General features: G+C 66.0%; 23 protein-coding genes. 14 read left to right on the forward strand and 9 right to left on the reverse strand.

The features are described from left to right. Positions 1-2: 2 nt before the first annotated feature. The 3 genes from CNE_RS27550 to CNE_RS27560 form a co-directional block, all read right to left on the reverse strand. Complete coding sequence (locus CNE_RS27550; RefSeq protein ID WP_013953577.1) at positions 3-977, reverse strand: Bug family tripartite tricarboxylate transporter substrate binding protein; 975 nt, start codon at positions 975-977, stop codon at positions 3-5. A gap of 96 nt (positions 978-1,073) precedes the next feature. Beyond that, on the reverse strand, positions 1,074-1,886 hold the full coding sequence (locus CNE_RS27555; RefSeq protein WP_013953578.1) for an SDR family oxidoreductase: 813 nt from the start codon (positions 1,884-1,886) through the stop codon (positions 1,074-1,076). A gap of 33 nt (positions 1,887-1,919) precedes the next feature. Further along, a complete protein-coding gene (locus CNE_RS27560) occupies positions 1,920-2,852 on the reverse strand; it encodes an IclR family transcriptional regulator (RefSeq protein ID WP_013953579.1) in 933 nt (310 codons plus the stop codon). Between the two features lie 320 nt (positions 2,853-3,172). Here CNE_RS27560 and CNE_RS27565 point away from each other — a divergent pair, with 320 nt between their 5' ends. Further along, positions 3,173-5,272 (forward strand): TonB-dependent siderophore receptor, encoded by a 2,100-nt coding sequence (locus CNE_RS27565; protein WP_013953580.1) that lies wholly within the window; start codon positions 3,173-3,175, stop codon positions 5,270-5,272. Between the two features lie 103 nt (positions 5,273-5,375). Here CNE_RS27565 and pdxR read toward each other — a convergent pair whose 3' ends face one another. Further along, a complete protein-coding gene (pdxR, locus tag CNE_RS27570) occupies positions 5,376-6,914 on the reverse strand; it encodes a MocR-like pyridoxine biosynthesis transcription factor PdxR (RefSeq protein WP_013953581.1) in 1,539 nt (512 codons plus the stop codon). A gap of 83 nt (positions 6,915-6,997) precedes the next feature. Here pdxR and CNE_RS27575 point away from each other — a divergent pair, with 83 nt between their 5' ends. Both CNE_RS27575 and CNE_RS27580 read left to right on the forward strand, forming a co-directional pair. Beyond that, entirely contained in the window at positions 6,998-7,621 is a 624-nt protein-coding gene (locus CNE_RS27575) for an FMN-binding negative transcriptional regulator (RefSeq protein ID WP_013953582.1), read from the forward strand. Positions 7,622-7,674: 53 nt separating this feature from the next. Next, positions 7,675-8,292 (forward strand): LysE family translocator, encoded by a 618-nt coding sequence (locus tag CNE_RS27580; RefSeq protein ID WP_013953583.1) that lies wholly within the window; start codon positions 7,675-7,677, stop codon positions 8,290-8,292. 40 nt (positions 8,293-8,332) lie between these two features. On the opposite strand, the gene CNE_RS27585 is transcribed toward CNE_RS27580, so the two are convergent. After that, positions 8,333-11,911, reverse strand: coding sequence for an indolepyruvate ferredoxin oxidoreductase family protein (locus CNE_RS27585; RefSeq protein ID WP_013953584.1), 3,579 nt, complete (start codon positions 11,909-11,911; stop codon positions 8,333-8,335). 121 nt (positions 11,912-12,032) lie between these two features. Between CNE_RS27585 and CNE_RS27590 the strand changes: the two genes are divergently transcribed. Together CNE_RS27590 and CNE_RS27595 are read left to right on the forward strand one after the other, a co-directional pair. Beyond that, positions 12,033-12,968 (forward strand): LysR substrate-binding domain-containing protein, encoded by a 936-nt coding sequence (locus CNE_RS27590; RefSeq protein WP_013953585.1) that lies wholly within the window; start codon positions 12,033-12,035, stop codon positions 12,966-12,968. A gap of 196 nt (positions 12,969-13,164) precedes the next feature. Beyond that, a complete protein-coding gene (locus tag CNE_RS27595) occupies positions 13,165-13,659 on the forward strand; it encodes a polyhydroxyalkanoate granule-associated phasin (protein WP_238553102.1) in 495 nt (164 codons plus the stop codon). 132 nt (positions 13,660-13,791) lie between these two features. Here the strand turns inward: CNE_RS27595 and CNE_RS27600 are convergent, their stop codons facing one another. Beyond that, positions 13,792-14,094, reverse strand: coding sequence for a DUF1330 domain-containing protein (locus CNE_RS27600; RefSeq protein ID WP_013953587.1), 303 nt, complete (start codon positions 14,092-14,094; stop codon positions 13,792-13,794). A 206-nt stretch (positions 14,095-14,300) separates the two neighbouring features. On the opposite strand from CNE_RS27600, the gene CNE_RS27605 reads away from it, so the two are divergent. Further along, on the forward strand, positions 14,301-15,251 hold the full coding sequence (locus CNE_RS27605; RefSeq protein WP_085959708.1) for a Bug family tripartite tricarboxylate transporter substrate binding protein: 951 nt from the start codon (positions 14,301-14,303) through the stop codon (positions 15,249-15,251). Positions 15,252-15,280: 29 nt separating this feature from the next. On the opposite strand, the gene CNE_RS27610 is transcribed toward CNE_RS27605, so the two are convergent. Next, on the reverse strand, positions 15,281-16,255 hold the full coding sequence (locus CNE_RS27610; protein WP_013953589.1) for a LysR family transcriptional regulator: 975 nt from the start codon (positions 16,253-16,255) through the stop codon (positions 15,281-15,283). 89 nt (positions 16,256-16,344) lie between these two features. On the opposite strand from CNE_RS27610, the gene CNE_RS27615 reads away from it, so the two are divergent. Genes CNE_RS27615 through CNE_RS27625 form a run of 3 tightly spaced genes read left to right on the forward strand, consistent with a single transcriptional unit; the run spans position 16,345 to position 19,582 of the window. Next, on the forward strand, positions 16,345-17,574 hold the full coding sequence (locus tag CNE_RS27615) for a CaiB/BaiF CoA transferase family protein (protein ID WP_013953590.1): 1,230 nt from the start codon (positions 16,345-16,347) through the stop codon (positions 17,572-17,574). Further along, positions 17,571-18,581, forward strand: a complete 1,011-nt coding sequence (locus tag CNE_RS27620) for an NADPH:quinone oxidoreductase family protein (protein ID WP_013953591.1) — start codon at positions 17,571-17,573, stop codon at positions 18,579-18,581. Before CNE_RS27615 ends, CNE_RS27620 begins: the two co-directional genes overlap by 4 nt. A gap of 53 nt (positions 18,582-18,634) precedes the next feature. Next, a complete protein-coding gene (locus CNE_RS27625; RefSeq protein WP_049800681.1) occupies positions 18,635-19,582 on the forward strand; it encodes a tripartite tricarboxylate transporter substrate binding protein in 948 nt (315 codons plus the stop codon). An 80-nt stretch (positions 19,583-19,662) separates the two neighbouring features. Here the strand turns inward: CNE_RS27625 and CNE_RS27630 are convergent, their stop codons facing one another. Together CNE_RS27630 and CNE_RS27635 are read right to left on the reverse strand one after the other, a co-directional pair. Continuing rightward, entirely contained in the window at positions 19,663-20,073 is a 411-nt protein-coding gene (locus CNE_RS27630; protein ID WP_013953593.1) for a type II toxin-antitoxin system VapC family toxin, read from the reverse strand. After that, complete coding sequence (locus CNE_RS27635) at positions 20,070-20,321, reverse strand: antitoxin (protein ID WP_041228698.1); 252 nt, start codon at positions 20,319-20,321, stop codon at positions 20,070-20,072. The genes CNE_RS27630 and CNE_RS27635 overlap by 4 nt, the downstream gene beginning before the upstream one ends. Before the next feature lie 358 nt (positions 20,322-20,679). Between CNE_RS27635 and CNE_RS27640 the strand changes: the two genes are divergently transcribed. From CNE_RS27640 to CNE_RS27660, 5 genes are all read left to right on the forward strand, one after another. Next, positions 20,680-21,855 carry a branched-chain amino acid ABC transporter substrate-binding protein gene (locus CNE_RS27640; RefSeq protein WP_013953595.1) on the forward strand — a complete coding sequence of 392 codons (1,176 nt, stop codon included), beginning with the start codon at positions 20,680-20,682 and terminating at the stop codon, positions 21,853-21,855. An 81-nt stretch (positions 21,856-21,936) separates the two neighbouring features. Next, complete coding sequence (locus CNE_RS27645) at positions 21,937-22,866, forward strand: branched-chain amino acid ABC transporter permease (RefSeq protein WP_013953596.1); 930 nt, start codon at positions 21,937-21,939, stop codon at positions 22,864-22,866. Further along, complete coding sequence (locus tag CNE_RS27650; protein ID WP_013953597.1) at positions 22,853-24,064, forward strand: branched-chain amino acid ABC transporter permease; 1,212 nt, start codon at positions 22,853-22,855, stop codon at positions 24,062-24,064. Before CNE_RS27645 ends, CNE_RS27650 begins: the two co-directional genes overlap by 14 nt. After that, complete coding sequence (locus CNE_RS27655) at positions 24,061-24,843, forward strand: ABC transporter ATP-binding protein (RefSeq protein ID WP_013953598.1); 783 nt, start codon at positions 24,061-24,063, stop codon at positions 24,841-24,843. The genes CNE_RS27650 and CNE_RS27655 overlap by 4 nt, the downstream gene beginning before the upstream one ends. After that, the gene (locus CNE_RS27660; protein WP_013953599.1) at positions 24,840-25,553 is read left to right on the forward strand and encodes an ABC transporter ATP-binding protein; all 714 of its coding nucleotides are present in this window, start codon (positions 24,840-24,842) and stop codon (positions 25,551-25,553) included. The genes CNE_RS27655 and CNE_RS27660 overlap by 4 nt, the downstream gene beginning before the upstream one ends. Positions 25,554-25,562: the final 9 nt, after the last annotated feature.

The raw sequence follows: 25,562 nt of genomic DNA on the forward strand, positions 1-25,562 counted from the left end.
GCCTACTCCGCCTTTGCCCCCGACTCCTTCACCACCCTCGCCCACTTCGCGATTTCCTGCCGCTGATAGGAAGCCAGTTTCTCCGGCGTGCCCAGGATCGGATCCAGCCCCAGCGTCTTCAGCTTCGCCTGCACATCCGGCAGCGTGAAGATGCGGTTGAGTTCGGTGTTGAGCCTGGCCACCACGTCCTTCGGCGTATTGGCCGGCGCGAACACGGCGAACCATGAATCGGCTTCAAAGCCCGGCAAACCCTGCTCGGCCAGCGTCGGGATATCCGGTGCCGAGGCCGAGCGCTTCGCGCTGGTGATGCCCAGCGCGCGCAGCTTGCCCTCGCGCACCACGGGCAAGGCCGACGGCAGGTTGTCGAACATCATGGTGATATGGCCGCCGAGCAGGTCGGGGATGGCCATGGCGCGGCCTTTGTAGGGCACATGCGTGATCTTGACGCCGGCCATCGAATTGAACATTTCCCCGGCCACGTGCGGCGAGGTGCCGACGCCGGGAGTGCCGAAGGTCAGGCCGCCCGGCCTGGACTTTGCCAGCGCGATCAACTCGGCCACGCTCTTTGCCGGCACCCCGGGATTGACCACCAGCACGTTCGGCGTCGAGGCGATCAGGATCACGGGGGCGAAGTCCTTGACCATGTCGTACGGCATCTTGCTGTACAGCGCGCCGTTGATCGAGTGCGTGCCGACCGTGCCCAGCGCCAGCGTATAGCCGTCGGCCGGCGCGTGCGCCACGGCTTCGGCGCCGATATTGCCGCCCGCGCCCGGCTTGTTGTCCACCACCACCGGCTGGCCCCATGCGGGCGAGATCTTTTCCGAGACGATGCGCGCCAGCGTGTCGGGCGCACCGCCGCTGGGGAAGCCGACCACGATCCGGATCGGCTTGGCGGGATAGCCTTGTGCCAGCGCGGGGGCCGCGCTCACCAGGGCGGATGCGGCGAGCATTGCCGCGGCAACGGTACCGAAACGCATGGATTCTCCTCCTGTTGCCGGCGGCTACATGGCTGCCCGCATTGTGAAGACGGCGGCCAATGCCGCCGCCGGAACCTGCCAGGACTACTCGTGCCTTCAGACCGCGATGCCGCCGAACTCCTGCATCACCTTGTCATGCAGGCGGCGCATGCCGCGCAGCCAGCGGTCGTAGTCTTGGCCCTTGCGGCGATAGTACTCAAGCACCTCCGGGTGCGGCAAGATCAGAAAGCGCTCGTCGGCCACCCCTTCCAGCGTCACCGCGGCGACGTGCTCGGCGGTGACCGAGCCTTCCTGCAGGAAGCCCTTGCGCTCACCCTTCTCGCCGAACAGCATGTTGGTCTGCACGCCCTGCGGGCAGATGCAGCTGACCTTGATGCCGCGGTCGCCGTAGGTGATCGACAGCCACTCGGCAAAGCCGATGGCGGCGTGCTTGGTCACCGCATACGGCGCCGAGCCGATCTGCGACAGCAGTCCCGCGGCCGAGACCGTGTTGATGAAGTAGCCGTCGCCGCGCTCCAGCATCTGCGGCAGCACCGCCTTGGCCGCGTGGATATGCGCCATCACGTTGATTTCCCAGATGCGCTGCCAGTCGTCGGCGCTCGCCTCCAGCCCCTTGCGCAGGATGATGCCGGCGTTGGAACAGAAGATATCGACCTGGCCAAAGCGGCGCGTGGCCTCGTCGGCCAGGCCCTGCACCGCGGCGGCATCGGCCACGTCGACCGGCTGGGCGAACACCTGGCACGCAGGCGCCGCGGCCTGGACTTCGGCGGCAACTGCGGCGGCGCCCGCCGCGTTCAGGTCGGCCACGGCCACGCCGCGCGCGCCGGCCTGCGCAAAGGCCAGCGCCAGCGCGCGCCCGATGCCGGTGGCCGCGCCAGTCACCACGACGGTCTTGTTGCGTACTTCCATGGGTTGTCTCCTCGTTGAATTCGGATGCTTGCGTCAGCCGTTGGACGCGTCGGCGCGGGTGCATGGGCCGGGCTCAGGCTGCGCTGAGGCAAAGCGGGCGGTCGCACGCGCGCCGCCCGGCTGCCACAGCCGCGCCTGCAAGGTCTCTGCAAGGTCGCGCACGCGCGGGCCCAGGTTGCTTTCCAGGATCTCGGGCGACAGCCGTGTCGCGGCCCCGCCGATATTCAGCGCCAGCACCTCGCTGCTGCCCGCCAGGCGCAGCGGCGCCGCGGCGCCGCTGACGGTGCGGTCCCATTCGGCATGCGCCACGCAGAAGCCGCGCCGCGCGTGGTCGCGCAGCGCACGGTCGATGCCGGTGCGCACGGCGGGCCAGCGCGTGCCGTAGTGGCGCGCCAGTTCGGCCAGCGCGGCCTCGCGGTGATCGACATCCAGCCCCGCCAGCCAGGCGCGGCCGATCGCCGAGGTGGCCATCGGCAGGCGCGCGCCCGGCGCCAGCCGGATCACCAGCGCCCCGCGCGGCTGGCAGCTTTCCAGGTAGACCATGGCGTGCCGATCAGGCATGGCCAGTGCCACCGTGCAATCGGTGGTAAACGCCAGTGACTGCATCAGCGGCTGCGCGATCTCGCGGATGCCGGCGCCGCCTACATAGCGGTGGCCCAGCACCATCGCGCCCTGCCCCAGCCGGTATTTCTCAGTGGCTTCAATGTAGGTGAGATAGCCGAGCGTGGCCAGCGTGTAGGTGAGCCGCGACACGGTCGGGCGCGGGATGCCAGTGCGCCGCGACAGCTCGGCGTTGCCCAGGTAATCATCCTGCGGCCCGAAGGCGCGCAACAGCTCCATGCCGCGTGCCAGCGCCGTGACGAAGTTGCGGTCGTCGGCGCAGGCATGGGCCGCCTGCGCGTCGGCCGGCACCAGGATATGTGCGGCATCGGGCGGCGGGGTTGGAATGGTGGTGGTGCGTTTCATGGGCAGGCGGCCGGGAAGAGAACATTGATAGCAGTAACGGGACTGCCCAGGGGCCGCTATGTAGGGAAAGCATGTGCGCTAGAAACGGCGTTGATGGATACGAATCAGTAAGGTAGTGCGACTTTTGTCATCAACAACAGTAGAACGCTTTGAACAGGGGAAGGTGGGGCGCACGCCGCCGCCCCTTACATTGACTACGATGGCGCCCTGCCCTCCTACGGACTAGGCGCAATTTGTAAGCGCACCGCACGAAATTCTTGTAAATACAAACCATTCTCATTTATGATGCGCCACTTTCGTTGCTTTCGCCTTGGGCCGTCATGTTTGTCCGCCGTCTTGCCATACCCGCCGCCGTCAGTTGCCTGTTCCTGCCTCCCGTTGTTTCCCACGCCGCCGAAGGTCTCACCACGCTGCCATCTGTGACGGTCAGCGCCGCCGCCGACGGGCAAACTGACCTCGGCTTCACCACGCGGCGGCCGGCCGGAGTGACCAAGTCGGATCAATCAGCGGCCGACGCCGCGCAGTCGATCACCGTCATCACACGCGACCTGCTCGACAGCCAGCAGGCACAGAACCTCAGCGACGCGCTGCAGAACTCAGCCGGCGTGGTCACCAACGTTTATGGCAGGCGCGGCTGGGACGACTTCATCATCCGCGGCCAGCGTGCATCGGAATCGATCTTTGCCGACGGATTGCTCGTCGACAGCAACAACCGCGTGGCGCAGGAGCTGTTCGGCGTGGAACGCGTGGAAGTGCTCAAGGGACCGGCCTCGATCCTGTTCGGCGCGGTACAGCCGGGCGGCCTGGTCAACATGGTCAGCAAGCGCCCGCGTGCCGAACTGTTCGGTGAACTGGGCCTGACCGTCGGTAACTACGGCTTCCGGCAGGTGACGGTCGACGTAGGCACGCCACTGGCCAAGGACAGCAAGGCCGCGTTCCGCCTGAACGCGCTGATGATGAACAGCGACGATCCGACCGACTACGTCTGGTATCGCAACCGCTGGATCGCGCCGTCGCTGACGCTCGACCTTGGCGCGCACACAGACTTCACGATCCTGACCAGCCACAACCAACGCAATTACGTGCGCCAGCAGGGCCTGCCCGTGAATGGCACCCTGGTGCCGAACCGCAATGGCGTGGTGCCGAGCAACCGCTTCATCGGCGAGCCGAATGCGCCGTCTTATGACGGCGAGCAGAATCGCATCGGCTACGCGCTGACGCACCGCTTCGACTCCGGCTGGACGTTGAACCAGAACCTGCGCTACCAGACGTCGTCGCTGACCGGCACGCTAGTGTCGGCCGGCACGATGGCCGTCAACAGCCAGGCGATGAACCGCAGTGGCACGCAGCAGAGCTTCTCGGGGGACTCGTTCGGTGTCGACACTAACGTGCAGCGGACTTTCGCGTTCACGGGGCATGCCCACAGCGTGACCTTCGGCATCGACTACCGCCATACGAAGGAAGACCGCTTGCAGAAAACGTGCCGCGTGGCAGCGCTGAACGTCTACAACCCGGTCTATGGCGCCAGCATCAACTGCCCGTCCGCCTATAGCCTGGACGCGACCGATACGCTAAACGCGGTTGGCCTCTATCTGCGCGATCAAATCCGTATCGCCGAGCGCTGGACTGTGACCGGCGGCGTGCGCTACGAATCCACGCAAACGAGCACAACGGACCGGCTGGCGCGGTCGCGTACCGGCAACGACAACAACGCCGTCACCGGCAGCGCGGGCGTGATGTACGACCTGACGCACTGGGCGCGTCCGTACGTGAGCTTCGCCACTTCGTTCCTGCCGAACGCCGGCACCGACGTCAACGGCGCCACGTTCAAGCCCGAGAAGGGCCGCCAGTACGAAGTGGGCATCAAGTTCGACATGCCGGACAAGACCGGCCTGCTGACACTGGCCGCGTTCGACCTGACACGCACCAATGTGCTCAGTACCGATCCGGTTAACACTGGCTTCAGCGTGGCCGTCGGCGAACAGCGGTCGCGCGGGCTGGAAATGGAACTGACGCAGGATCTCGGCAATGGCCTCAGCGTTTCGGGCGCCTATGCCTACATCGCAAGCGAAGTCACCGGGGACACCACGGCTGCGAACGTCGGCAAACCGCTCAACAGCGTGCCCCGGCACAGTTTCTCGGTCTGGAGCCAGTACCGCTTCCGCGGCGCGCTGGCCGGCTGGTACGTCGGTGCCGGCCTGCGCGGCGAGAGCGCCAAGCGCGGCTACAGCTTTAACTACACCGTGCCGGGCTACGCGGTGGCCGATCTTGCCGTCGGCTACGTAGCATCGCACTGGCGCGCGGCGTTCAACGTCAAGAACGTGTTCGACAAGATGTACTACGCGGGCGGTCTGAACAACAACGTGCTACCAGTGGGCAATCCGCGGGTGGCCATGCTCAACGTGACGATGAACTATTGATACGGCGCCCACCTGGAACCTCCAGACCAGTAGTGAGGCGGCCACCAAGCTGCTGTGGTTCGAATCGAACCGATCGCGTATCGGCGGCCATAGCATCGAGTCGTCAGCCTACCTGAAACCCGTTGTCAGCCTGGCCCTGAGAACCCAGGCGGGAAAAACGCCGCCCCATCACCGCAATCACCGACCCTAGAATCTGCATCCCCCGCTGAATCTGCTCCACCGTCAAACTCGCATAACCCAGCACCAATCCAGCCGCTCGACGCTGTCCATGCGACCGGGCCCCTGCAAACAACGGTGATACCGGGTAGACCCCCACATCCTTGCCGCGCGCAGCGGCCACCAGCGCTGTCTCGTCCTGGGGCCGCAGCGACGGCAGCCACAGCACCACATGCAGCCCCGCCGCCGTACCGCAGACTTCCGCGTCCGCTGGCAGGTAGCGTGCGACGCCATCCAGCAAGGCTGCTCGCCGACGCTCGTTTTCCCGGCGCATGCGCCGCACATGGCGTTCGTAGGCACCGCTTTCGATCAGCGCTGCCAGCACGCGCTGCTCCAGCACGGGCGCATGGCGGTCGGCCAGCCGCTTGGCCTGCCGGAACACCGGCACCAGTTCAGGCGGCAGCACCAGGTAGCCGAGCCGCAGGTGCGGCGACAGCGCCTTGGAGAAAGTGCCGACGTAGATCACGCGGCCGTCGGTGTCGATCGAGCGCAGGGTGTCGATCGGGCGCTGGCCGTAGCGGAACTCCCCGTCGTAGTCGTCCTCGATGATCCAGGCGTCGTGGCGCTGCGCCCATTGCAGCAGCTCCAGGCGCCGGCCGATCGGCAGCACACCCCCTAGTGGGAACTGGTGCGACGGTGTCACGTACACCAGGCGGACACGATCGTCCTGGGGAAGGCTGGCGGTATCCAGGCCATGCCCGTCCACTGGCGTGGCCTGGCACCTGGCGCCGGTGGCTTCGAAGCAGCGCCTTGCCATCAGGTAGCCAGGGTCTTCGAAGGCGAAGGCATCGCCGGCATCCAGCAGCAACCGTGCGCACAGATCGATGGCCTGCTGCGAGCCATGTACCACCAGAACCTGCTCGGCCTCGCAGGCCAGTCCCCGGGCACGCCGCAAATAGCCCTGGAGGGCGCGTCGCAGCGATGCCTCACCTTCGGGCGGGGCGTATGACAGGCTGTTTTGCTGACGCAGCAGTTCGGCCTGGTAGGCACGCCGCCAGGCCAGGGTTGGAAAGTCCCGGGAAGCCACCGCCCCATACAGGAAGTCGAAGCGAACCGGTTCAGCTTGCAGCGGTGCCGGCATGCCGAGTCCCGCCACGCGACGCCCGAATTCGGACAGGGTTGGGGCCGACCTGGAGTGCCGGCCTGCGGTCAGCCCGGCTGGTGCCGGTGCCGCCAACGGGCTGGCGATTCGGGCCACCCGCCCCACCGCGGTGACGAGGAAGCCCTCGGCCACAAGTTGTTCGTAGGCGGCGGTGACGGTGGTACGCGATACACCCAACTCGGACGCCAGCGCTCGCGTGGACGGCGCCCGGGCACCCGGCGGCAGTGAGCCGTCCGCGATCTGGGCGCGCAGAAGATCGTAGATGCGGCGTCCCGCGCCCGTGGCTCCGGCACGGTTACCGGCTGGCTGGCGTGACTGGCCCATAAAGAATCATGAAAACTGGACCTTCTGATTGTGCCAGTTGTCGGCGAGAGTATCGAGCATTCCATCCCTTCCGATTCCCCACCATGTACATTCCTGCTCACTTTGCTGAAAACCGGCCAGAGGAACTGAGCCGCATCATCCGCGAGCACCCGCTGGGGATGCTGGTTACGCAAGGCAGCGCCGGACTGGATGCCGACCACATCCCGTTCGAGTTCGATCCCGGCGAGGGAACCCACGGCGTGCTCACAGCCCACGTGGCCCGCGCGAATCCACTCTGGCAGCGTTGCCCCACGGGCTCGCCGGTCATGGTCGTCTTCCGCGGCGCCGAGGCCTATATCTCGCCCAACTGGTACCCGAGCAAGCATGAGGCGCACCGCCAGGTGCCGACCTGGAACTACGAGGTGGTACACGCGCACGGCACGATCACCGTGCATGATGACGAGCGTTTCGTTCGCCGCCTGGTTGCGCGCCTGACCCGGCGGCACGAGACAGCCGAAGCCAGGCCCTGGAAGATGGGGGACTCCGCGCCGGAGTACATCGACAGCATGCTGCGCAACATCGTGGGCATCGAGATCGCCGTCACTTCGCTGGTGGGCAAGGTCAAGCTCAGCCAGAACAGGGAGTTGCGGGATCGCCTCGGTGCCGCCGACACCCTAGAGGCGCGGGGGTATGGCGAACTTGCACAGTGCATGCGCAAGGCTGGTTGAATTGCCCCCGGACCCGCGCTCAGCTTTGCCTCACCATTGACGAACACCACATCATGTCACTCATCCCCTTCCTGATCGCTGCCATCGTTCTCGCCATCACCCCCGGCCCGGGCATCGCCTATGTCGTTGCACGAACGGTGGCTGGCGGCCGGTCCGAGGGCCTGGCTTCATGCTTCGGCACCGCCCTTGGTGGCTTGCTCCATGTGCTCGCGGCGGCCTTGGGCCTGTCGCTGGTCATTGCCCAGTCAGCCGTGGCGTTCAACCTGCTCAAGTATCTGGGTGCGGCTTATCTGGTGTACCTGGGGATTCGCATGTTGATGCGCAAGCAAGCGCCGGTCACGCTCGAAACCATGTCATCCAAAGGTGCGCGCCGCGCTCTGGTCGAGGACATCATGGTCGAGGTCTTGAATGTCAAGACGGCGCTGTTCTTTCTGGCGTTCCTGCCGCAGTTTGTCTCGGCAAGCGAACCTCTGGTGCCGCAGTTGGTGCTGCTGGGCTGCATTTGCGTCGCGCTCAATACGCTGGTCGACGTTGTCGTCGTGTTTGCCGCGCATCGTCTGCTCAAGTCTGGCGCCGCCCGCGAAGCTCGCGCCCGCTTGATGACCCGGATGTCGGGTGTCACGATGCTGGGCCTGGGCGCCTTCCTTGCGCTGGCCCGGCGCGAGGCCTAGACAGGGGGCGGTTCGGCGCAGGGCTCGAACCGCCCGCCTCTCAAGCCGCAGCCCGCCGGGCCGCACAGCGATACTGCGCCAGCAACGCCTCCCGCCGTACTGCCGCCGCATCCATGCTGGCCTCCTTCACGTGGCCGTAGCCGCGGATATCCTCAGGCAACGCGGCAAGCGCCAGCGCGGCGTCGACGTTGTCCGCGCTCAGGGACGCTGCGAACTCGTCGACCATGGCCAGATAGTCGTTGACCAGCGCCCGCTCGGCGCGGCGCTCGGCAGTCTTGCCAAACACATCGAACGCCGTGCCACGCAAAACCTTCAGGCGCGCCAGCAAGCGGAATGCCGTCATCGTGCGCGGACCGAAGCGGCGCTTGACCGGGCGGCCCTTGCCGTCACCCTTGTCGTTCTTGGCCAGCAACGGGGGCGCTAGCCAGAAGTTGAGCTGGTAGTCGCGGCCGGGCTCCCCTTCGAACTGGGCGCGCAGCTTGTCCAGGAAGGCGGGATCGGCGTAGAGGCGCGCCACCTCGTACTCGTCCTTGTAGGCCATCAGCTTGGCCAGGTTGCGCGCCACGGCCTCGGTCAGCGGCAGCTTGCGCTCGATGCCCAGTTGCTGCTCCGCTGCGCGGATGCGCTCGACGGCCTCGCGGTAGCGGGCAGCGTATGCGGTGTTCTGGTAATCGGCCAGCATCGTCTCGCGCTTGCGGATCAGGGTGTCGAGCGTCTGCGGGATTGCCACGACCTGTGCGGCCGGGGCCGCCGGAGCACCCGGCAAGAGCGCCTTTACCGCCGCCTCGCCATGGTGCGCGAGATACCGTCCCCATTCGAATGCCAGCCGGTTCTTGTCGATCGACACCCCATTGAGTTCGATCGCGCGCAGCAGGCTTTCACGCTGCAGCGGGATCCAGCCCTTCTGCCAGGCAAAGCCGAGCAGCAGCGGGTTGGAGTAGATGGCGTCGGCCAGCAGGGTCACCGCCCATGCGCTGGCGTCGAAGAACGCGCAGGCATCGCCCACGCTGGCGCGCAGGTCCTGCTCGGCGCTGGCGCCGGGGAACTTCCACTTCGGGTTCTTGATGAATTCCGCGGTGGGCGTGTTGGCGCTGTTGACCACGGCGGCGGTCAATCCGTGCCGGATCTTCGACAGCACCTCGGCCGAGGCCGAGACAATGGCGTCGCCCCCGATCACCAGGCGCGCCTCGCCCGTCGCGATACGCGTCGCATGCAGGTCGTCCGGGCCCGGTGCGATCTGCACGTGGCTGATCACCGCCCCGCCCTTCTGTGCCAGGCCAGCCATGTCCAGCACGGTCACGCCCTTGCGTTCAAGGTGCGATGCCATGCCCAGCAGGCCGCCGATAGTGACCACGCCGGTGCCGCCCACGCCGGTGACCAGCACGCCGTACGGCCGCTCCAGGGCTGGCAGCCGCGGCAGCGGCAGCGCTTCGAAGTCGGCGCCGGTGCCCTTGCCACCCGCTGCCGCCGGCTTGCGCACCTGCGCCCCCTCGGCGGTGACAAAGCTAGGGCAGAAGCCGTTGACGCAGGAGAAATCCTTGTTGCACGACGACTGGTTGATCTTGCGCTTGGTCCCGAGTTCGGTCTCCAGTGGCTCCACAGACAGGCAGTTGGACTTGGCCGAGCAATCGCCGCAGCCCTCGCAGACCGCATCGTTGATAAAGGCGCGCTTGGCCGGGTCAGGATAGGTGCCGCGCTTGCGGCGGCGGCGCTTCTCGGTCGCGCAGGTCTGGTCGTAGATCAGGATGGTGACGCCCGCGGTATCGCGCAGCTCAACCTGGACGGCGTCGAGCTGGTCGCGGTGGAACACGGTCACGCCGGACGGCAGCATGTTACCGTCGCCATACTTCTGCGGCTCGTCGGTGACGACGACCAGCTTCTTCGCGCCCTCGGCCAGCACCTGGTGCGCAATCTGCGGCACCGTCAGCACGCCGTCGATGGGCTGCCCGCCGGTCATTGCCACGGCGTCATTGAACAGGATCTTGTAGGTGATATTGGCCTTTGCCGCGATCGATGCGCGGATGGCCAGCAGCCCCGAGTGGAAATACGTGCCGTCGCCCAGGTTGGCAAACACGTGCTTGTCACCGGTGAAATGCATCTGGCCGGTCCAGGCCACGCCCTCGCCGCCCATCTGGCTGAAGGTGTCGGTATTGCGGTCCATCCACAGGGTCATGTAGTGGCACCCGATGCCGGCCAGCGCACGCGAGCCTTCCGGCACGCGCGTGGACGTATTGTGCGGGCACCCTGAGCAGAACCAGGGCTTGCGCTCCAGCGCGATGCGCGGCTGCGCGGCCTCGCGCTCCTTGGCCTCGATCAGCGCCACGCGCGCTGCAATGCGTGCGCGCACCGCTTCCGGCAGGTCAAGGCGTTCCAGCCGGCGGGCGATGGCCTTGGCGATCAGCGCCGGCGACAATTCATAGTGCGCCGGCAGCAGCCAGTTGCCACGCGGCACCGACCACTCGCCGCCATCGTTGCCACGCTGGTCGAACTTGCCGAAGACCTTGGGCCGCACATCCTCGCGCCAGTTGTACAGCTCTTCCTTGAGCGCGTATTCGAGGATCTGGCGCTTTTCTTCCACCACCAGGATCTCTTCCAGGCCGGTGGCGAACTCACGGGCGCCGTGCGCCTCCAGCGGCCACACGCAACCCACCTTGTAGACGCGGATGCCGATGCGGGCGCAGGTGTCGTCGTCCAGGCCCAGGTCTGCGAGCGCCTGGCGCACGTCAAGATATGCCTTGCCGGCGGTCATGATGCCGAAGCGCGCGTTCGGCGAATCGAGCACGACGCGATTGAGCCGGTTGGCCCGCACATAGGCCAGCGCCGCATACCACTTGTGGTCAAGCAGCCGCGCTTCCTGCTCCAGCGGGGAATCGGGCCAGCGGATATTGAGGCCGCCCTGCGGCACGACAAAGTCCTCCGGCAACGCGATCTGCACGCGCTCGGGATCGATCTCGACCGAGGCGGTCGACTCCACCACGTCGGTGACGCACTTCATTGCCACCCACAGGCCGGAATAGCGGCTCATGGCCCAGCCATGCAGGCCGTAGTCGAGGTACTCCTGCACATTGGCGGGGTACAGCACCGGGATGCCGGCAGCCTGCAGCACGTGTTCCGACTGGTGCGCCACGGTGGAGGACTTGGCGGCATGGTCGTCGCCGGCCAGCAGCAGCACGCCGCCATGGCGCGACGAGCCGGCCGAATTGGCGTGCTTGAGCACGTCGATGGACCGGTCCACGCCCGGCCCCTTGCCATACCACATCGAGAACACGCCGTCGCGCGTGGCGCCGGGGAACAGGTTGACCTGCTGGCTGCCCCAGACGGCGGTCGCGGCAAGGTCTTCGTTGACGCCGGGCTGGAACACCACGTCGCTGGCCGCCAGGTGCTGCTTGGCCTTCCACAGCGCCTGGTCCACGCCGCCCAGCGGCGAGCCGCGATAGCCCGAGATAAACCCGGCGGTGTTGAGGCCGGCGGCGCGGTCGCGCGCCTTCTGCAGCATGGGCAGGCGGACCAGGGCCTGCACGCCGCTCATGTAGACGCGGCCCTGCTCCAGGGTGTACTTGTCGTCCAGGCTGGCGCTGGCCAGGGCTTCGAGCAAGGCGGGGTTCAGCGGGGCATTCACGATTCTCAGTCTCCGTGCTTGTTCTCTTGTATCTGGAGCAGTTTAGAAATCCGTGCCGTCATCGTAAAATCATGAATTCCAACACCTGATATCTGCAGAACGGATACCTCGGAGACCCCCCATGTTCAAGGTGCGCGAAGGCTCGGAAAGACTGGCCAAGGAAGTCACGCTGAGGCAGTTCCGCTATTTCGTCGCGGCCGCGGAGACCGGGCAATTCTCGATGGCCGCGACCGCCGAGCATGTCTCGCAGTCGGCCATCACCAATGCTGTGCTGGCGCTTGAGCAGCGCCTGGCCGTACGCCTGTTCGATCGCCGGCCCCACGGTGTGACGCTGACGGCAGAAGGCCACCTATTCTTCCAGCACGCCCGCCAGATCCTGGATTCGGTCGAGGATGCGCTGCGCGAGCCGCGCTTCCAGGTGCACGGGTTGCAGGGCAGCGTGCGCCTGGCCGCCTCCTACACGGTGCTGGGCTACTTCCTGCCGGGGCTGCTGGCGCGCTTTCGCACCAACTATCCGGACATCGAACTGGATCTGCTCGACATGGACCGGCCGGATATCGAGCGAGCCGTGCTGGCGGGGGAGATTGAGCTGGGCATTGCGCTGCTGTCGAACCTGGAGCGGCCCCAGCGCTTCCAGCGTCATACGCTGATGCGTTCCCGGCGCCAGCTGTGGACCTCGTCCAGCCATCCGCTGCTGGCCGTGGAGCGGCCTTCGCTGCGCGATATTGCGGCCTATCCGTATATCCTCATCACCGTGGACGAGGCCGAGGAATCCACCCTGCGTTACTGGCGCAGCCACCGGCTCGCACCCAAGGTCGCATTCCGGACCGGCTCGATGGAGGCCCTGCGCGGGCTGGTGGCGCATGGCTTCGGCGTCACCGTGCTGTCCGACATGGTGTATCGCCCGTGGTCACTGGAGGGAAAGCAGATCGAGGCCCGGCCGATTGCCAATGCGGTGCCGGACATGGAGGTCGGCATGCTGTGGCAGCCCGGGCGCAAGCTGGGCAAGCCGGCGGATGCGCTGAGGGAGTTCCTGATTCACGCTTGCGGGAGCTGAGGCGCCGAGTCCTGCGGTGTCGTGTCGTGCCCAACCCAGCGCAGAAAACCAAAAGAATTGGTGCAATGCAACATAAATGCACCTATGCTTGGAGGCATGCCGGCCGGACACGCCTTCAAAAAGCGATCCAGACGCCGCTCGCCTCCCAAGAATTTGCCAGGTGTCCGTTTTCATCGGATGCCGAAGGAAAACCCGCGTGCCCTCCTCCGTTATTCCGCAGCCTGTCCTCGACGCTTCTGCAACAAACTCCTCCCGCCTCTTCAGTGAAATGTGCGAACTGCTCCAGGCGGCAATACATGTCGTCAGCATTCGCACTACGCGCATGGCGATCGCCGGTCCGGCGCCTGACGAGCAGGACCAGCGCGAATTCAGCCTGATGAGCATTGAGAAGGGAGAGGCCGCATCGGAATCGTTGCTTGCGATGGGTTCGGGATGGATCAACCTGACCATGACCCTCGCAAAGGACACCAGCGACCATCTCTGGGCGACATCCGCGGCCGCGGCCACGCTGGCATGCAGTCGTTCCACCGCGCAATGGTTCGAACGCCAGGCCGACCTTCTGCAATTGGCCGCCGGGTTCCCCGGCAACCCGCTGAAGCTGGCAGACCTGGCGACAAACCTGATGCAGGAAATCCTCGCGCCGATCCACGGCCGTGCGATGGCAAATGCGAAGCGCCTGGGCGCAGCGTGAAGGGCGCCAGGCCCGCGGTTGCATCGCCACGGACCGAATCAGACAGCACCCGCACGCAGCCGCGCGAACAGGAAACCGCTGACCAGGCCGACCCGGTCGGAGCCAGACGCCGGCAACGCTTGCGCCGATTTTCTAGACGGTGACGGCCGCGACCCCTTCCAGCGCGATAATCCTTGTTGTCGCACACCTTTCCCGAATCGCCTTGAGGCGGGCGTACTCTGGCGAGTCATACCAGGCCATCAAGGCATCCATGTCCGGGAACTCGACGATGACGAGACGATGCGGCTGCCAGTCTCCTTCGAGAACTTTGGTTGGACCGCCACGGCCCAGATACTTCCCACCATACCGCACCTCGGTAGCAGGTACGTCTCGTTTGTACTCTTCAAAAACGGCGGGGTCCGTGACGTCAACGTCGGCAATCAGGTATGCAGCCATGACACGCTCCTATCTGCGCTAGTTCCCCGCTTGATTGTAGTTGCCACAATTGCCAGTGCAGGCCGCCTGCTCGACGCCGCGCCGGTAAAATGCAGGTCGCCGGCATTCATTCGCGAGCACGGCATGGACTGGTTCTCGTAGCATTCACCAGCCCATACAAACTACACGGACGGAGACATGCCTTGAACATAAAGAGCCGATTCACCCTGGGCCTGTTGGCGACGGTAAGCGTTATCGCGGCTACACCAGCTTGCGCACAAGAGCAATGGCCGAGCAAGACAATCCGCTTTGTCGTGCCCTTTGCCGCCGGCGGCGCCAATGACCTGATGGCGCGCGCCGCGGCCGAGGGCGCCACCAAGGCGCTGGGCCAGACCGTGCTGATCGAGAACCGGCCCGGCGCGGGCGGCACCGTGGGCGCCGACATCGTGGCCAAGAGCGCGCCGGATGGCTACACCTTCCTGATCAGCGCAGCCGGCGTCATCTCGAACGGCATGATCAAGAAGTCCATGCCGTTCAAGGATGACGCGCTGGTCCCCGTCGCCATGATCGGCCTTGCGCCCTCGGTCATCGTGGTGCCGAAGAACGCGCCCTACAAGGATCTGCGCGACTTTGTCGAGGCGTCAAAGAAGGGGAGCGGTTTCAACTTCGCGACCGCGGGAACCGGCAGCACCCCGCACTTCGTGGCGGAGATCCTGAATGTGAAGTACGGCGCGAAACTGCAGCCGGTGCCCTACAAGAGCGGGTCGGAAAGCACTACGGCAGTGCTGGGCGGCCAGGTGGAAGGAACCTCAGAGGCCAGCATCATCGCCCTTCCGCATATCCTGCACGACGGCAAGTTCAAGCCGCTGGCCACCACCTGGACGCAACGCATCTCGGCCTACCCGCAGCTTTCCACCGCCGTGGAGCAAGGTTTCCCGGAGTTGCAGATCGCGCATTGGGCCGGCGTCCATGCACCCAAGGGGACGCCCGATGCGATCCTGGACAAGGTGGCCGCCGCGGTGGACAAGGCCATGAAGGACCCGGCCGCCGCCGCCAAGCTGAAGGCCGTGGGCATCGAGCCGGTCGGCGGCACGCGTGCGGACTTCGTGAAGTTTGTCGATGCGGAGCGCAAGCGGCTGGGCGAGATCGTCAGGGCTGCTAGGATGCAGGAGAAGTAATCGCTGCGCCCGCCATGCCGCATCAACGGTCAAGACGCTGGGGCGGCGTTGCTTTCATTGGCCGATGCCGCAGGCAGGTTGCGGCGCCCCCAGTTCTCTGCCTGCCGCTCCAGATGCAGGCGGATAAAGTCCATCAGCGTTCGCGTTGCCAGCGTCGGATAGCGGTTTGGCGCGGTCAGCATGTAGACGCTGTCGCCCACGCCTTCGGCTTCGCACTCGGCCAGCGCCTCGCGCATTTGTCCGGACTGCATTTGCCGCCAGACCGCATAGCGCGGCAGCAGTGCCACGCCCAGCCCGCCCATCACCGACTCGAACAGGAACGGATAGTCGCCTGACTGGATCCGGGGCGACACGCGCAACGTCATCGGCGTACCCGCCAGCCATACCTTCAGCGTAAAGCGGCGCCCTAGCGATGCCGGGGCAATCATGTCGCAGCGCTCCAGGTCGGCCACGGTCCGGATCGGACCGTGACTGTCCAGGAACGATGCCGACGCGCACAGGCACCAGCCGACATCGCAGATGCGCCGCGCCACGTGGTCATCCGGCGGCTGCGAGGTGATCTTCAGCGCCACGTCGACCTCGGCCGGGATCAGGTCGCCAATGTTGTCGTTGATGACGACGCGCAGCGAAATCTGCGGGTAGTTGCGGGCGAATTCCAGCAGCAATGGCGTCAGGTAGAGATGACCCAGTCCCGTGGGCAGGCGGATACGCACGTCGCCGCGCACCACCTGGCCAAGGCTGTCGATCGAGGTATTGGCCGACTGCAGTTCGTCCAGCATGCGCAACCCATGCGCGTACAGCAACTGACCAGCTTCGGTCAGTTCGACATGGCGCGTGGTGCGGCGCATCAATTGAGCGCCCAGGTGCTGCTCCAGCAATTTCAGGCGGCGCGATACGTTGGAGCGGGTCATGCCGCTGCGCTCGGCGGCGGCGGTCAGCGTGCGCGACTCGACCATGGTGACGAAGAGCCGCACCAGGTTGAGATCGAAATTATTGTCAATCATGAGTCAACACCGTAGGCACAAATCGAGGGATTGTCCTGGCAGGAAGCCAACCCTAGCATAAACCTCCTGCTTATCCACCTTCAAATCCCATGTCCGCACTGCCCGCTTCCGACCTGTCCGACACCGACCTGCCCTTCACCGGCCTGCGCGTGCTGGACATCAGCCAGGGCATTGCCGGCCCGTACTGCGCGCACATCCTGTGGCAGCAAGGCGCGGAAATCGTCAAGGTCGAGCCGCCCGCGGGCGACTGGGGCCGCAAGGTCGGGGTCGTGCGCGGCGATACCAGCGCGCTGACGATTGCCTATAACGCCGGCAAGCGCAGCGTCTGCATCGACGCCACCACCGACGCCGGCAAGGAAGTGCTGCTCGGCCTTGCGCTGCAAGCGGACATCGTTGTGCAGAACTTCCGCCCTCAAGTGGCGGAACGGCTGGGCGTGGGCTATGCGGCACTGGCCGCACAACGGCCCGCGCTGGTCTATGTGTCGATCAGCGGCTATGGCCCGGACGGTCCCTATGCCGACTATCCAGCGTCGGACTCGGTGATGCAGGCCGACTCCGGGCTGATGTTCGCCAACCGTGCCGCCGACGGTGGCGCGCGCCGCATCGGCATGCTGCTGGCCGACGCCGCCACCGGCCTCTATGCCGCCCAGGCCTGCGCCGCGGCGCTGTGCCGGCGCTTTCGCAGCGGGCGCGGCGGCCATGTCGAGCTGAACCTGTTCGATGCGTGTTGTGCGCTGCAGGCCAACAACCTGCTCGAGCACGCGATCGGTGGCCCGACGGCCGCCGGGCCGGTGAGCGCGCCCAATGGCGTCTATGCCAGCAGCGACGGCAGCGTGACGCTGCTGGCGCTGAACAACGCGCAGTTCGCCAAGCTATGCCATGCGCTGGACCGCACCGACTGGCTGGAAGACCCGCGCTTTGCCGACAATGCCGCGCGCATGGCCCACGCCGGGCTGCTGAACCAGCAGGTGGCCGGGCAGATCGCCACGCGCACGACCGCGCAATGGCAAGACATCCTCAGCCGGCATGACGTGCTGCATGCCCCGGTGCGCAGCTATGACGACGTGCTGGCGCACCCGCAGGCCGCACACCGGCAGACCTTCCAGACGATCGCGCAGCCGGGGCTCGGACCGCTGCCCTTCGCCGGCATCCCGGCGCGCGACATGCGCCGGCCAGCCGGCCCGGCGCCGGCCAACGGCGAACATACCGTGCAGGTCCTGCGCGAGGCCGGCTTCGGCCAGCAGGCCATCGACGCATGGCTGCAGCAGGGTGTGGTGCGACAGGCGACGGCCCCGGCGGCCAAGGCAGGTGTGCAATGAAGGCGCTTGTCTGCAAGCAGTTCGGCGGCGTGCAGGACTTGGCGCTGCAGACCATTCCGGAACCGGCGCTGGCCGACCCGCATGCGGTCACGATTGCCGTCGAGTACGCCAGCGTCAGCCATGCCACCGGCCTGATGATCGCCGGCCAGTACCAGCGGCGCCCCCCGTTGCCCTTCGTGCCCGGCACCGAAGCGGTCGGCCGCGTGGTGGCCTGCGGTGACGCGGTCACGCGGCTGCGTTCCGGCGACCGGGTGGTGGCGATCGCGGACTGGGGCTGCTTTGCCGAGCAGGTCACCGTGCCCGAGTACACCGTCTACCGCGTCCCGGACGCGCTGCCGCCAAAGGCTGCGCTGCCGATCCCGATTTCCTATGGCACGGCGTATTGCGGGCTGGTGTGGCGCTGTGCGCTGCGCCCAGGCGACACGGTGCTGGTGCTTGGCGCCGGGGCCGGTGTCGGCCTGGCCGCCGTGGAGATTGCGCGCCAGCTCGGCGCCACGGTCATCGCCTGCGCCAGCACCGAGGCCAAGCGAGCCGACGCGCTGCGGCGCGGCGCCACGCACGCGCTGGCCCCGGCGGACCTGGCGGCATCGGTCAAGGCGCTGACGGACGGCCGTGGCGCGGACGTGGTGGTGGACCCGGTCGGCGGCGACCTGTTCAACCAGGCGCTGCGCGCGGCGGCGGCGAACGCACGCATCCTCAGCATCGGCTTTGCCAGCGGCACCATCCCGCAGGCCCCGGTCAACCTGCTGCTGGTCAAGAACCTCACGCTGCACGGGTTCTTCTTTGGCCGCTACATCGGCTGGACGCCCGCCAACGAGCGAGCCGAGCATGCGGAGGCGCTGCAGGAGGTCATGGCGACGCTGTTCGATTGGGCCGCGCAGGGCAAGCTGGAGCCGACCGTATCCGCGGTCTATCCGATCACCGGCCTGGGCGACGCCCTGGCCGCGCTGGAATCCCGCCAGGTGGTGGGCAAGGTAGCGATAAAAATCAAGGAGACAGAGACGTGAACACCCGATACCAGAAACGACTTCCTGCGTGGCCGCGGCTGCGCGCCGCACTGATGCTGGCGGTAGCCGCGGCTGCGTTGCCGGCTGCCGCCGTCGCGCAGGACTTCCCGCTGCATCCCGTGCGCATGGTGCTGCCCTACCCCGCCGGCGGACCGACCGACCTGCTCGCTCGCGTGGTCGCAGTCAAGATGGGCGAGAGCCTGGGCCAGAGCGTGGTGGTCGACAACAAACCCGGCGCCAGTGGCATGATCGGCGCCGAAGCCGTGGCGCGCGCGCCCGCCGACGGCTACACCATCCTGGCCAATGCCTCGCTGCATGTAATCAACCCCAGCATCCAGCCGAAGATGCGCTATGACTCATTCAAGGACTTCGTGCCCGTCACGCAGCTGGCCGACGTGCCGCTGGTGCTGGTGGTCAACAACGCATCGCCGGTAAAGACCGTGCAGGACCTGATCGCCTACGCAAATAGTCAGGGCGGTGCGCTCAACTTCGGCTCGGCTGGCAATGCCTCGGCCCAGCACCTGGCCGGCGAATCGTTCAAGCTGGCAGCAAAGGTGCCGATGCAGCATGTGCCGTACAAGGGCAGCGCGCCGGCGCTGACGGACCTGATGGGAGGCCAGATCCAGCTGATGTTTGATTCCATGCCGTCGGCGATGCCCTTCATCAAGTCCGGCAAGCTGCGTGCCGTTGCCGTGACCACCGCGCGCCGCGCGAGCGCGCTGCCAAACGTGCCCACCGTCGCCGAGTCCGGCCTGCCCGGCTTCGACATCAGCACCTGGTACGGCCTGTGGGCGCCGCGCGGCACGCCGGCCCCGGTCGTGGAAAAGCTGGCCGCGCATGCGGCCAGCGCGCTGAAGCGGCCCGATGTGCGGCAACAATACGCCGACATGGGCGCCGAGCCGGTCGGCTCTTCACCCGGCGACTTTGCCCGCTACAACGCTTCCGAAGGCAGGAAATGGGCGGAAATCGTGCGGCACTCGGGGGCGAAGGCAGACCAGTAGCGCACTGCGGTTGCGGCAGGACTGGCCGATGCCGGGTGTCGGCCAGACGCGCAGTTGGCCAATCTTTCAGATTGCCGCGATCAGTTTCCGGTCGGAACCGACCAGTCCTCCACCACCAGGCCAGGAACGCGCCGGAACGCCTGGTCATTGGTCACCAGCACCGCACCAGTCTCCAGCGCGTGCGCGGCAATCAGCAAGTCCAGTGCCCCCATTGGCTGTCCTTGGGATTCCAGCGCAGCGCGGGTCTCACCATAGCCGGCCATTACTGAAGGGGTCCAGGGCAACACCTCGACCCTGCGCAGCAGTTCGTCGACTGCGCGCGCGAGGCGCGCTGCACCGGGGCGTTTGGCCAGCCCGTACATCAGTTCCGCGCCGGTGATGGCTGACAGGCACAGCGCCGCCATCGGCGCGGCCGTCACGCGTGCCACGACTGCCGGATGTGCCCGCAGCAGGTGGCTCACGATATTGGTGTCGAGCATGTAGCGCGTCATTCGAGGCCCGCCAGCGGATCCCTGGCTTGTTCGCCCTGCGCGCGGCCGGCCAGGAAGTCTGCCGGCACGGCGCTGTCCTTGATGGCTGCCAGGAAGCCGTCCCAACTCTCCGGCCGGCGCGACAGGATCACGTCGCCGGTGGACGGGTCGCGGCGTATATATACCTCGCGCTCGGCGAAGCGGAATTCCTGCGGCAGCCGTACCGCCTGGCTGCGGCCAGTGGTGAAAATTTTGGCAGTGGTGCTCACGATGTTTCCTTTGATAGCTATCAAAAGATATACCATAGTTCGATAGATATCAAGATACTTATCTGTGCCTCGCATCCGGGAGTCGTTTAGCACCGCAAACGTGCGCCCAATGCGCGCAAGTTGAGCATCGGACCCACGGATCCGCTCCTCATTTCCCCCACACCCCCATTCCAGCTACGGGTTATTGCTCGTTGAAGGGTGGCATGTCTGTTGCATAGCATTCAAGTAACTTGAATTTGGTGCAGGCGGCTTTCAAGAAGCCGCCCCGGGTATCCGCAGGCGGCCCGCATCGGTTCGGGTCCGTGACGCCGGGCCAGTGGCCCGTCCAATTTGTCCATGCAACCCAGGGGGAAAGAGAGTGCGCAAGAAACACACTGCAGTAGCCGCCGCCATGGCAGCCGCAGCGACCGCAATGGTCCTGACGGCAGCACCGGCGCAGGCCAAGGATGTCGTCAAGATTGCCTTTGTCGGTCCGCTGACCGGTGGCGTGTCGTCGATCGGCCTGGGCGGACGTAATTCCGCGGACCTGGCCGTGCGCTTGCGCAATGCGGACCCGAAGGCCAGGTACACCTATGAACTGGTGGTGCAGGACGACGAATGCCGGCCGAACGTCGGCGTGCAGGTGGCGACCAAGATCGCGGCGGACAAGTCCATTGTTGCCGGCGTGACGCACTTCTGCTCTGCCGTGGCCATGGGTACAGTGGGCGTCTACAACCGCTTCGGCATGCCCGCCGTCGTGTGGGGCGCCGTGCTGCCCGAGGTCACCTACGGCAACAAATTCAAGGAGATCCATCGCGTCAACGGCACGATGATCAACCAGAGCGAAGTGGCAGCCAAATTCATGACCGGGCTGGGCTACAAGAAGTGGGCGATCATCCATGACACCACCGACTACGGCAAGGGCCACAACAAGTATTTCAGCGAGTTCCTTAAGAAGGATGGCGGCACCATCGTAGGCACGTTCGGCGTGACAGCCGATCAGCAGGACTTCACCACGGAGCTGACCAAGATCCGCGAACTGAAGCCCGACGTGGTGTATTTCGGCGGCCTCACGCCGCTGGGCGTGCGCATCCGCACGCAGATGGACAAGCTCGGCATCAAGGCCCAGTTCGAAGGCACGTCGGGCATCAAGTCCGATGCCTATATCGAAGGCGTGGGCAAGCCGCTGTCGGAGGGTTCGCTGGCGTTCATCGAAGGCGCGCCGGTAGAGAAGCTGGCGGGCGGCCAGTTCTTCATGGAACGCTACACGCAGCAGAAATACGGTGAACCGCCCGAAGCGTACGGCCCGTTTGCGTTCGCCGCGGCCAACCTGATCATGGACGCCGTGGAAAAGGTGGGCCCGGACCGCAAGAAGGTGCGTGATGTGCTGAACGGCACCAGGGACGTGAACACCATCATCGGCAAGGTCACCTTCGACGACCACGGCCAGAACGTGGTGCCGCTGATCACCAAGTATGTGGTGGAAGACGGCAAGTGGGTGATCTGGGAAGACAGCACCTACGGCAAGGGCAAGAAGAAGCTGACCGGCCTGTAAGCATGGCGGCCGGGTTCGGGGCGCTCCTGCCCCCCGCCCGGCCCCGCGCCCGCCTGGGCATCCGGAATTCGGAGGATACCGATGAGTGTATTAGGGCAGTACGTCTTTAACGGGCTGATGCTCGGGATGATCTACGCCATGGTGGCGGTCGGGTTCACGCTGTTCTTCGGCGTGCTCGACGTGATCAAGTTTTCTCATGGCGATGTGCTGATGGTGGGCGCGTTTGCCGGGCTGGCGGCATCAGCCGGCGTGGTGGCGATGCACGTGGATTCCCCGTGGCTGCAGCTGCTGGCCATCGTGGTGTGCGCGGTGACGGTGACCGGCCTGCTGGGCGCCGGCATCGCCCGCGTCCTGATCCTGCCGCTGCGCCGTGCGCCACCGCTGAACACGCTGCTGGCCACGCTGATGCTGGGCACGGTGCTGCGTGAGGCGGTCCGGCTGTTCTACCCGGACGGCTCGAACCCGAAGCCGTTTCCCGCGCTGCTGCCCGCTGGCGAGTTCACCATCGGCGCGCTCTCCATCCGCGCGGACAACCTGATCCTGCTGGCCGCCGGCGTAGCCATCATCCTCGGCGTGCATCTGCTGATCACCCGCACGCGCTTTGGCATGGCCATTCGTGCCGTGGCCCAGGATGGCGAAACGGCCCGGCTGATGGGCATCAACTTCGAGGTAGTGGTACTGGTCACGTTTGCGCTGGGGTCCGCCATGGCGGCACTGGCGGGCGTGATGAATGGCCTCTACTACAACGAGATCAACTTCAACGTCGGGCTGCTGCTGGGAGTGATCGGCTTTGCCGCTGCCATCCTGGGCGGGCTCGGCAATATCTACGGCGCCATCCTCGGCGGCTTCCTGTTTGCGGCGCTGCAGGTACTGGGCAGTGCCATGCTGCCGGCCCTGGTGCCAGACATCCCGAGCGCCTACAAGGACGTATTCGCCTTTGCCGTGGTCATCGTGCTGATGGCCTGGAAGCCGACCGGACTCATCGCGGAGAAAGCCAGTGAACGTGTCTGACAACGTCTCGAAGCCGCTGCCTGCGGTCCCCGGCGCAACGACCGACGGCTCGCAACGCCGCCCGGCCATGGTGCTGGCCATCGCGGCCATCGCCATGGTGGCCTATCTCTACTGCTTCCTGCATGCGGAATCGCAGCTGGCAGTGGCCGTGCTGCTGGCACTGGCCGGGGCCGCGGTGTTTGCGGCGGGCCGGCTGGGCCTGACGCAGGCCGTGGAGCAGGCGACAGTGCGGCGACCGGGCCAGTCCAGGCTATGGGCGCTGGCCGGCACGCTGGCGCTGATCGCGCTGTTCCACGAGAGCCATTTCGTCCTGTTGATGCTGTGTGCGGTGCTGCTTTACACCACCGCCTGCCTGGGGTTGACCGTCCAGTTCGGGTTTTCCGGCGTGTCCAACTTCGCGGGCGCGGCGTTCTTTGGCATCGGCGCCTACACCACGGCCGTGCTGGCCACGCACACGGGCATTCCTCACGTGCTGGTGATCGTGCTGTCTGGCGTGGCAGCGGCCGTGATCGGCTCGGTGCTGGTTGCACCCGTGCTGCGCACGCGCGGCCACTATGCGGCGCTGGTGACCATCGCGTTCGGCATCCTGTTCAAGACCTTCCTTGAGGTCAACGACGTGCTGGGCGGGCCGCAGGGCCTGCAGGTGCCCGGGATGACGCTGTTCGGCTTCGCGTTCAATGAGGGCGTGACACTGTTCGGCGTGGACGTGTCGTTCTACGCCAGCTATGCGCTGCTGAGCCTGCTGATCTGCGCAGGCACGTTTGTCGTAGTCAAGGCGCTGGAACGCTCGTGGGTAGGCCTGGCGATGGACGTGGTGCGCACCGACGAGACCGCCGCCGCCGCGTTCGGCCTGCACATCGCCCGCTGGAAGGTGATTGCGTTCATGCTCGGCAACTTCTTTGCCGGCATCGCGGGCAGTGTCTACGGTATGGTCACTGCGTTCGTGGCGCCCAACAACTTCACCTTCGCCGACTCGCTGCTGATGCTGTCGATCGTGATCCTGGGCGGCCTTGGCAACGTGGTGGGCCTGGTGCCAGCGGCGATCATCGTGCTGGTGCTGCCCGAAAAGCTGCAATTCATCCAGGAATACCGCTTCCTGTTCTACGCGGCGCTGGTGATCGCCATCCTGCTGTTCCGCCCGGACGGCCTGATGCCGCGCAAGACCCGCCTGTTCTTTCCCCGGGAGGATGCGCAATGAGCGACGCGATGATCCAGGTGCGCGACCTGACCATGCGCTTTGGCGGCCTGACCGCGCTGGACAAACTCCAGCTCGATATCCGCCGTGGCGAGATCCTGGGCCTGCTCGGCCCCAACGGCTCCGGCAAGACCACGTTCTTCAACGTGCTGACGGGGCTATACAAGGCCAGCGCCGGAACTATCACTTATGACAGCGACAACGTCATCGGCAAGACGCCACAGCAGATCTATCGCAGCGGCGTGGCGCGGACGTTCCAGCGTTCGCGGCTGTCGCTGCCGCTGACGGTGTTCGACAACATCGTGATCGGCGATTACCAGAACATGCAGCACGGGCTGGTCTTCAACCTGTTCCGGCGCAAGGCGTTCCGCGCCGAGTACGAGCGCTACGTGGAGTCGGTGCGCGAGCTGCTGGGCATCTTCAGCCCGCCGCTGGTGGCGCGGCTGTTCGAGCCGGTGGAAACGTTCACGATGATCGACCGCCGCCGCATCGAGGTCTGCCGGGCCCTGATGAGCCGCCCTCGGCTGCTGCTGCTCGACGAGCCTTCGGCTGGCATGACGCATGACGAGACCCACGAGCTGATGGACGACATCCTGCAGGTGCGCGGCAAGCTGCAGGACCTGTCGGTGGTGCTGATCGAGCACGAGATGAACGTGATCGAGCGAATCACCGACCGCTGCATCGTGCTGAACTACGGCAAGAAGATTGCCGAGGGAACCTACGCCGAGATTACCGCCGATCCCGACGTGCAGACCGCCTATCTGGGGGAGGAAGCCGCATGAGCGACAGCACACTGCGCGTGGAAGGGCTGACCACGGGCTATGACAAGGTCAACGTCCTGCACGATGTCTCGATCGAGGTGCCGCCGGGCAAGATCACATGCATCCTTGGCGCCAACGGCGCCGGCAAGAGCACGCTGATCCGTTCGATCCTGGGCCTGACACCGCCGCGCCAGGGACGCATCCTGTGGGACGGCACGGACATCGCGGACGAGAAGACCCACAACATCATCGCACGCGGCATCTCCTGCATTCCCGAAGGCCGCAAGGTGTTCCCGCGCATGACGGTGGCTGAAAACCTTGCGCTGGGCGCCTTCCTTGAGGCGGACCCGGCCAAAGTGCGCGAGCGCATCGAGCGCGTGTACACGATCTTCCCCCGGCTGCGCGAGCGCGCGGGCCAGCTCGCCGGCACCATGTCCGGCGGCGAACAGGCGATGGTGTCGATCGGGCGCGGACTGATGGCGCAGCCGCGGCTGCTGGTCATCGACGAGCCGTCGCTGGGCCTGTCGCCGCTCTACGTGAAGGAGAACTTCAAGGTCATCCAGCAGATCAACGAACTGGGCATGACTGTGCTGCTGGTGGAACAGAACGCGCGCCAGACGCTAGCCATCTCACACCAGGGCTATGTGCTGACCCAGGGCCGTGTCGTGGCCCAGGGCACCGCGCAGGCGCTGCGCGAGAACGATGAGGTTCGTGCAGCCTATTTCGGCTGATCCGGAGAA

The organism is Cupriavidus necator N-1 (genome assembly GCF_000219215.1).
Taxonomy (GTDB): Bacteria; Pseudomonadota; Gammaproteobacteria; order Burkholderiales; family Burkholderiaceae; genus Cupriavidus; species Cupriavidus necator.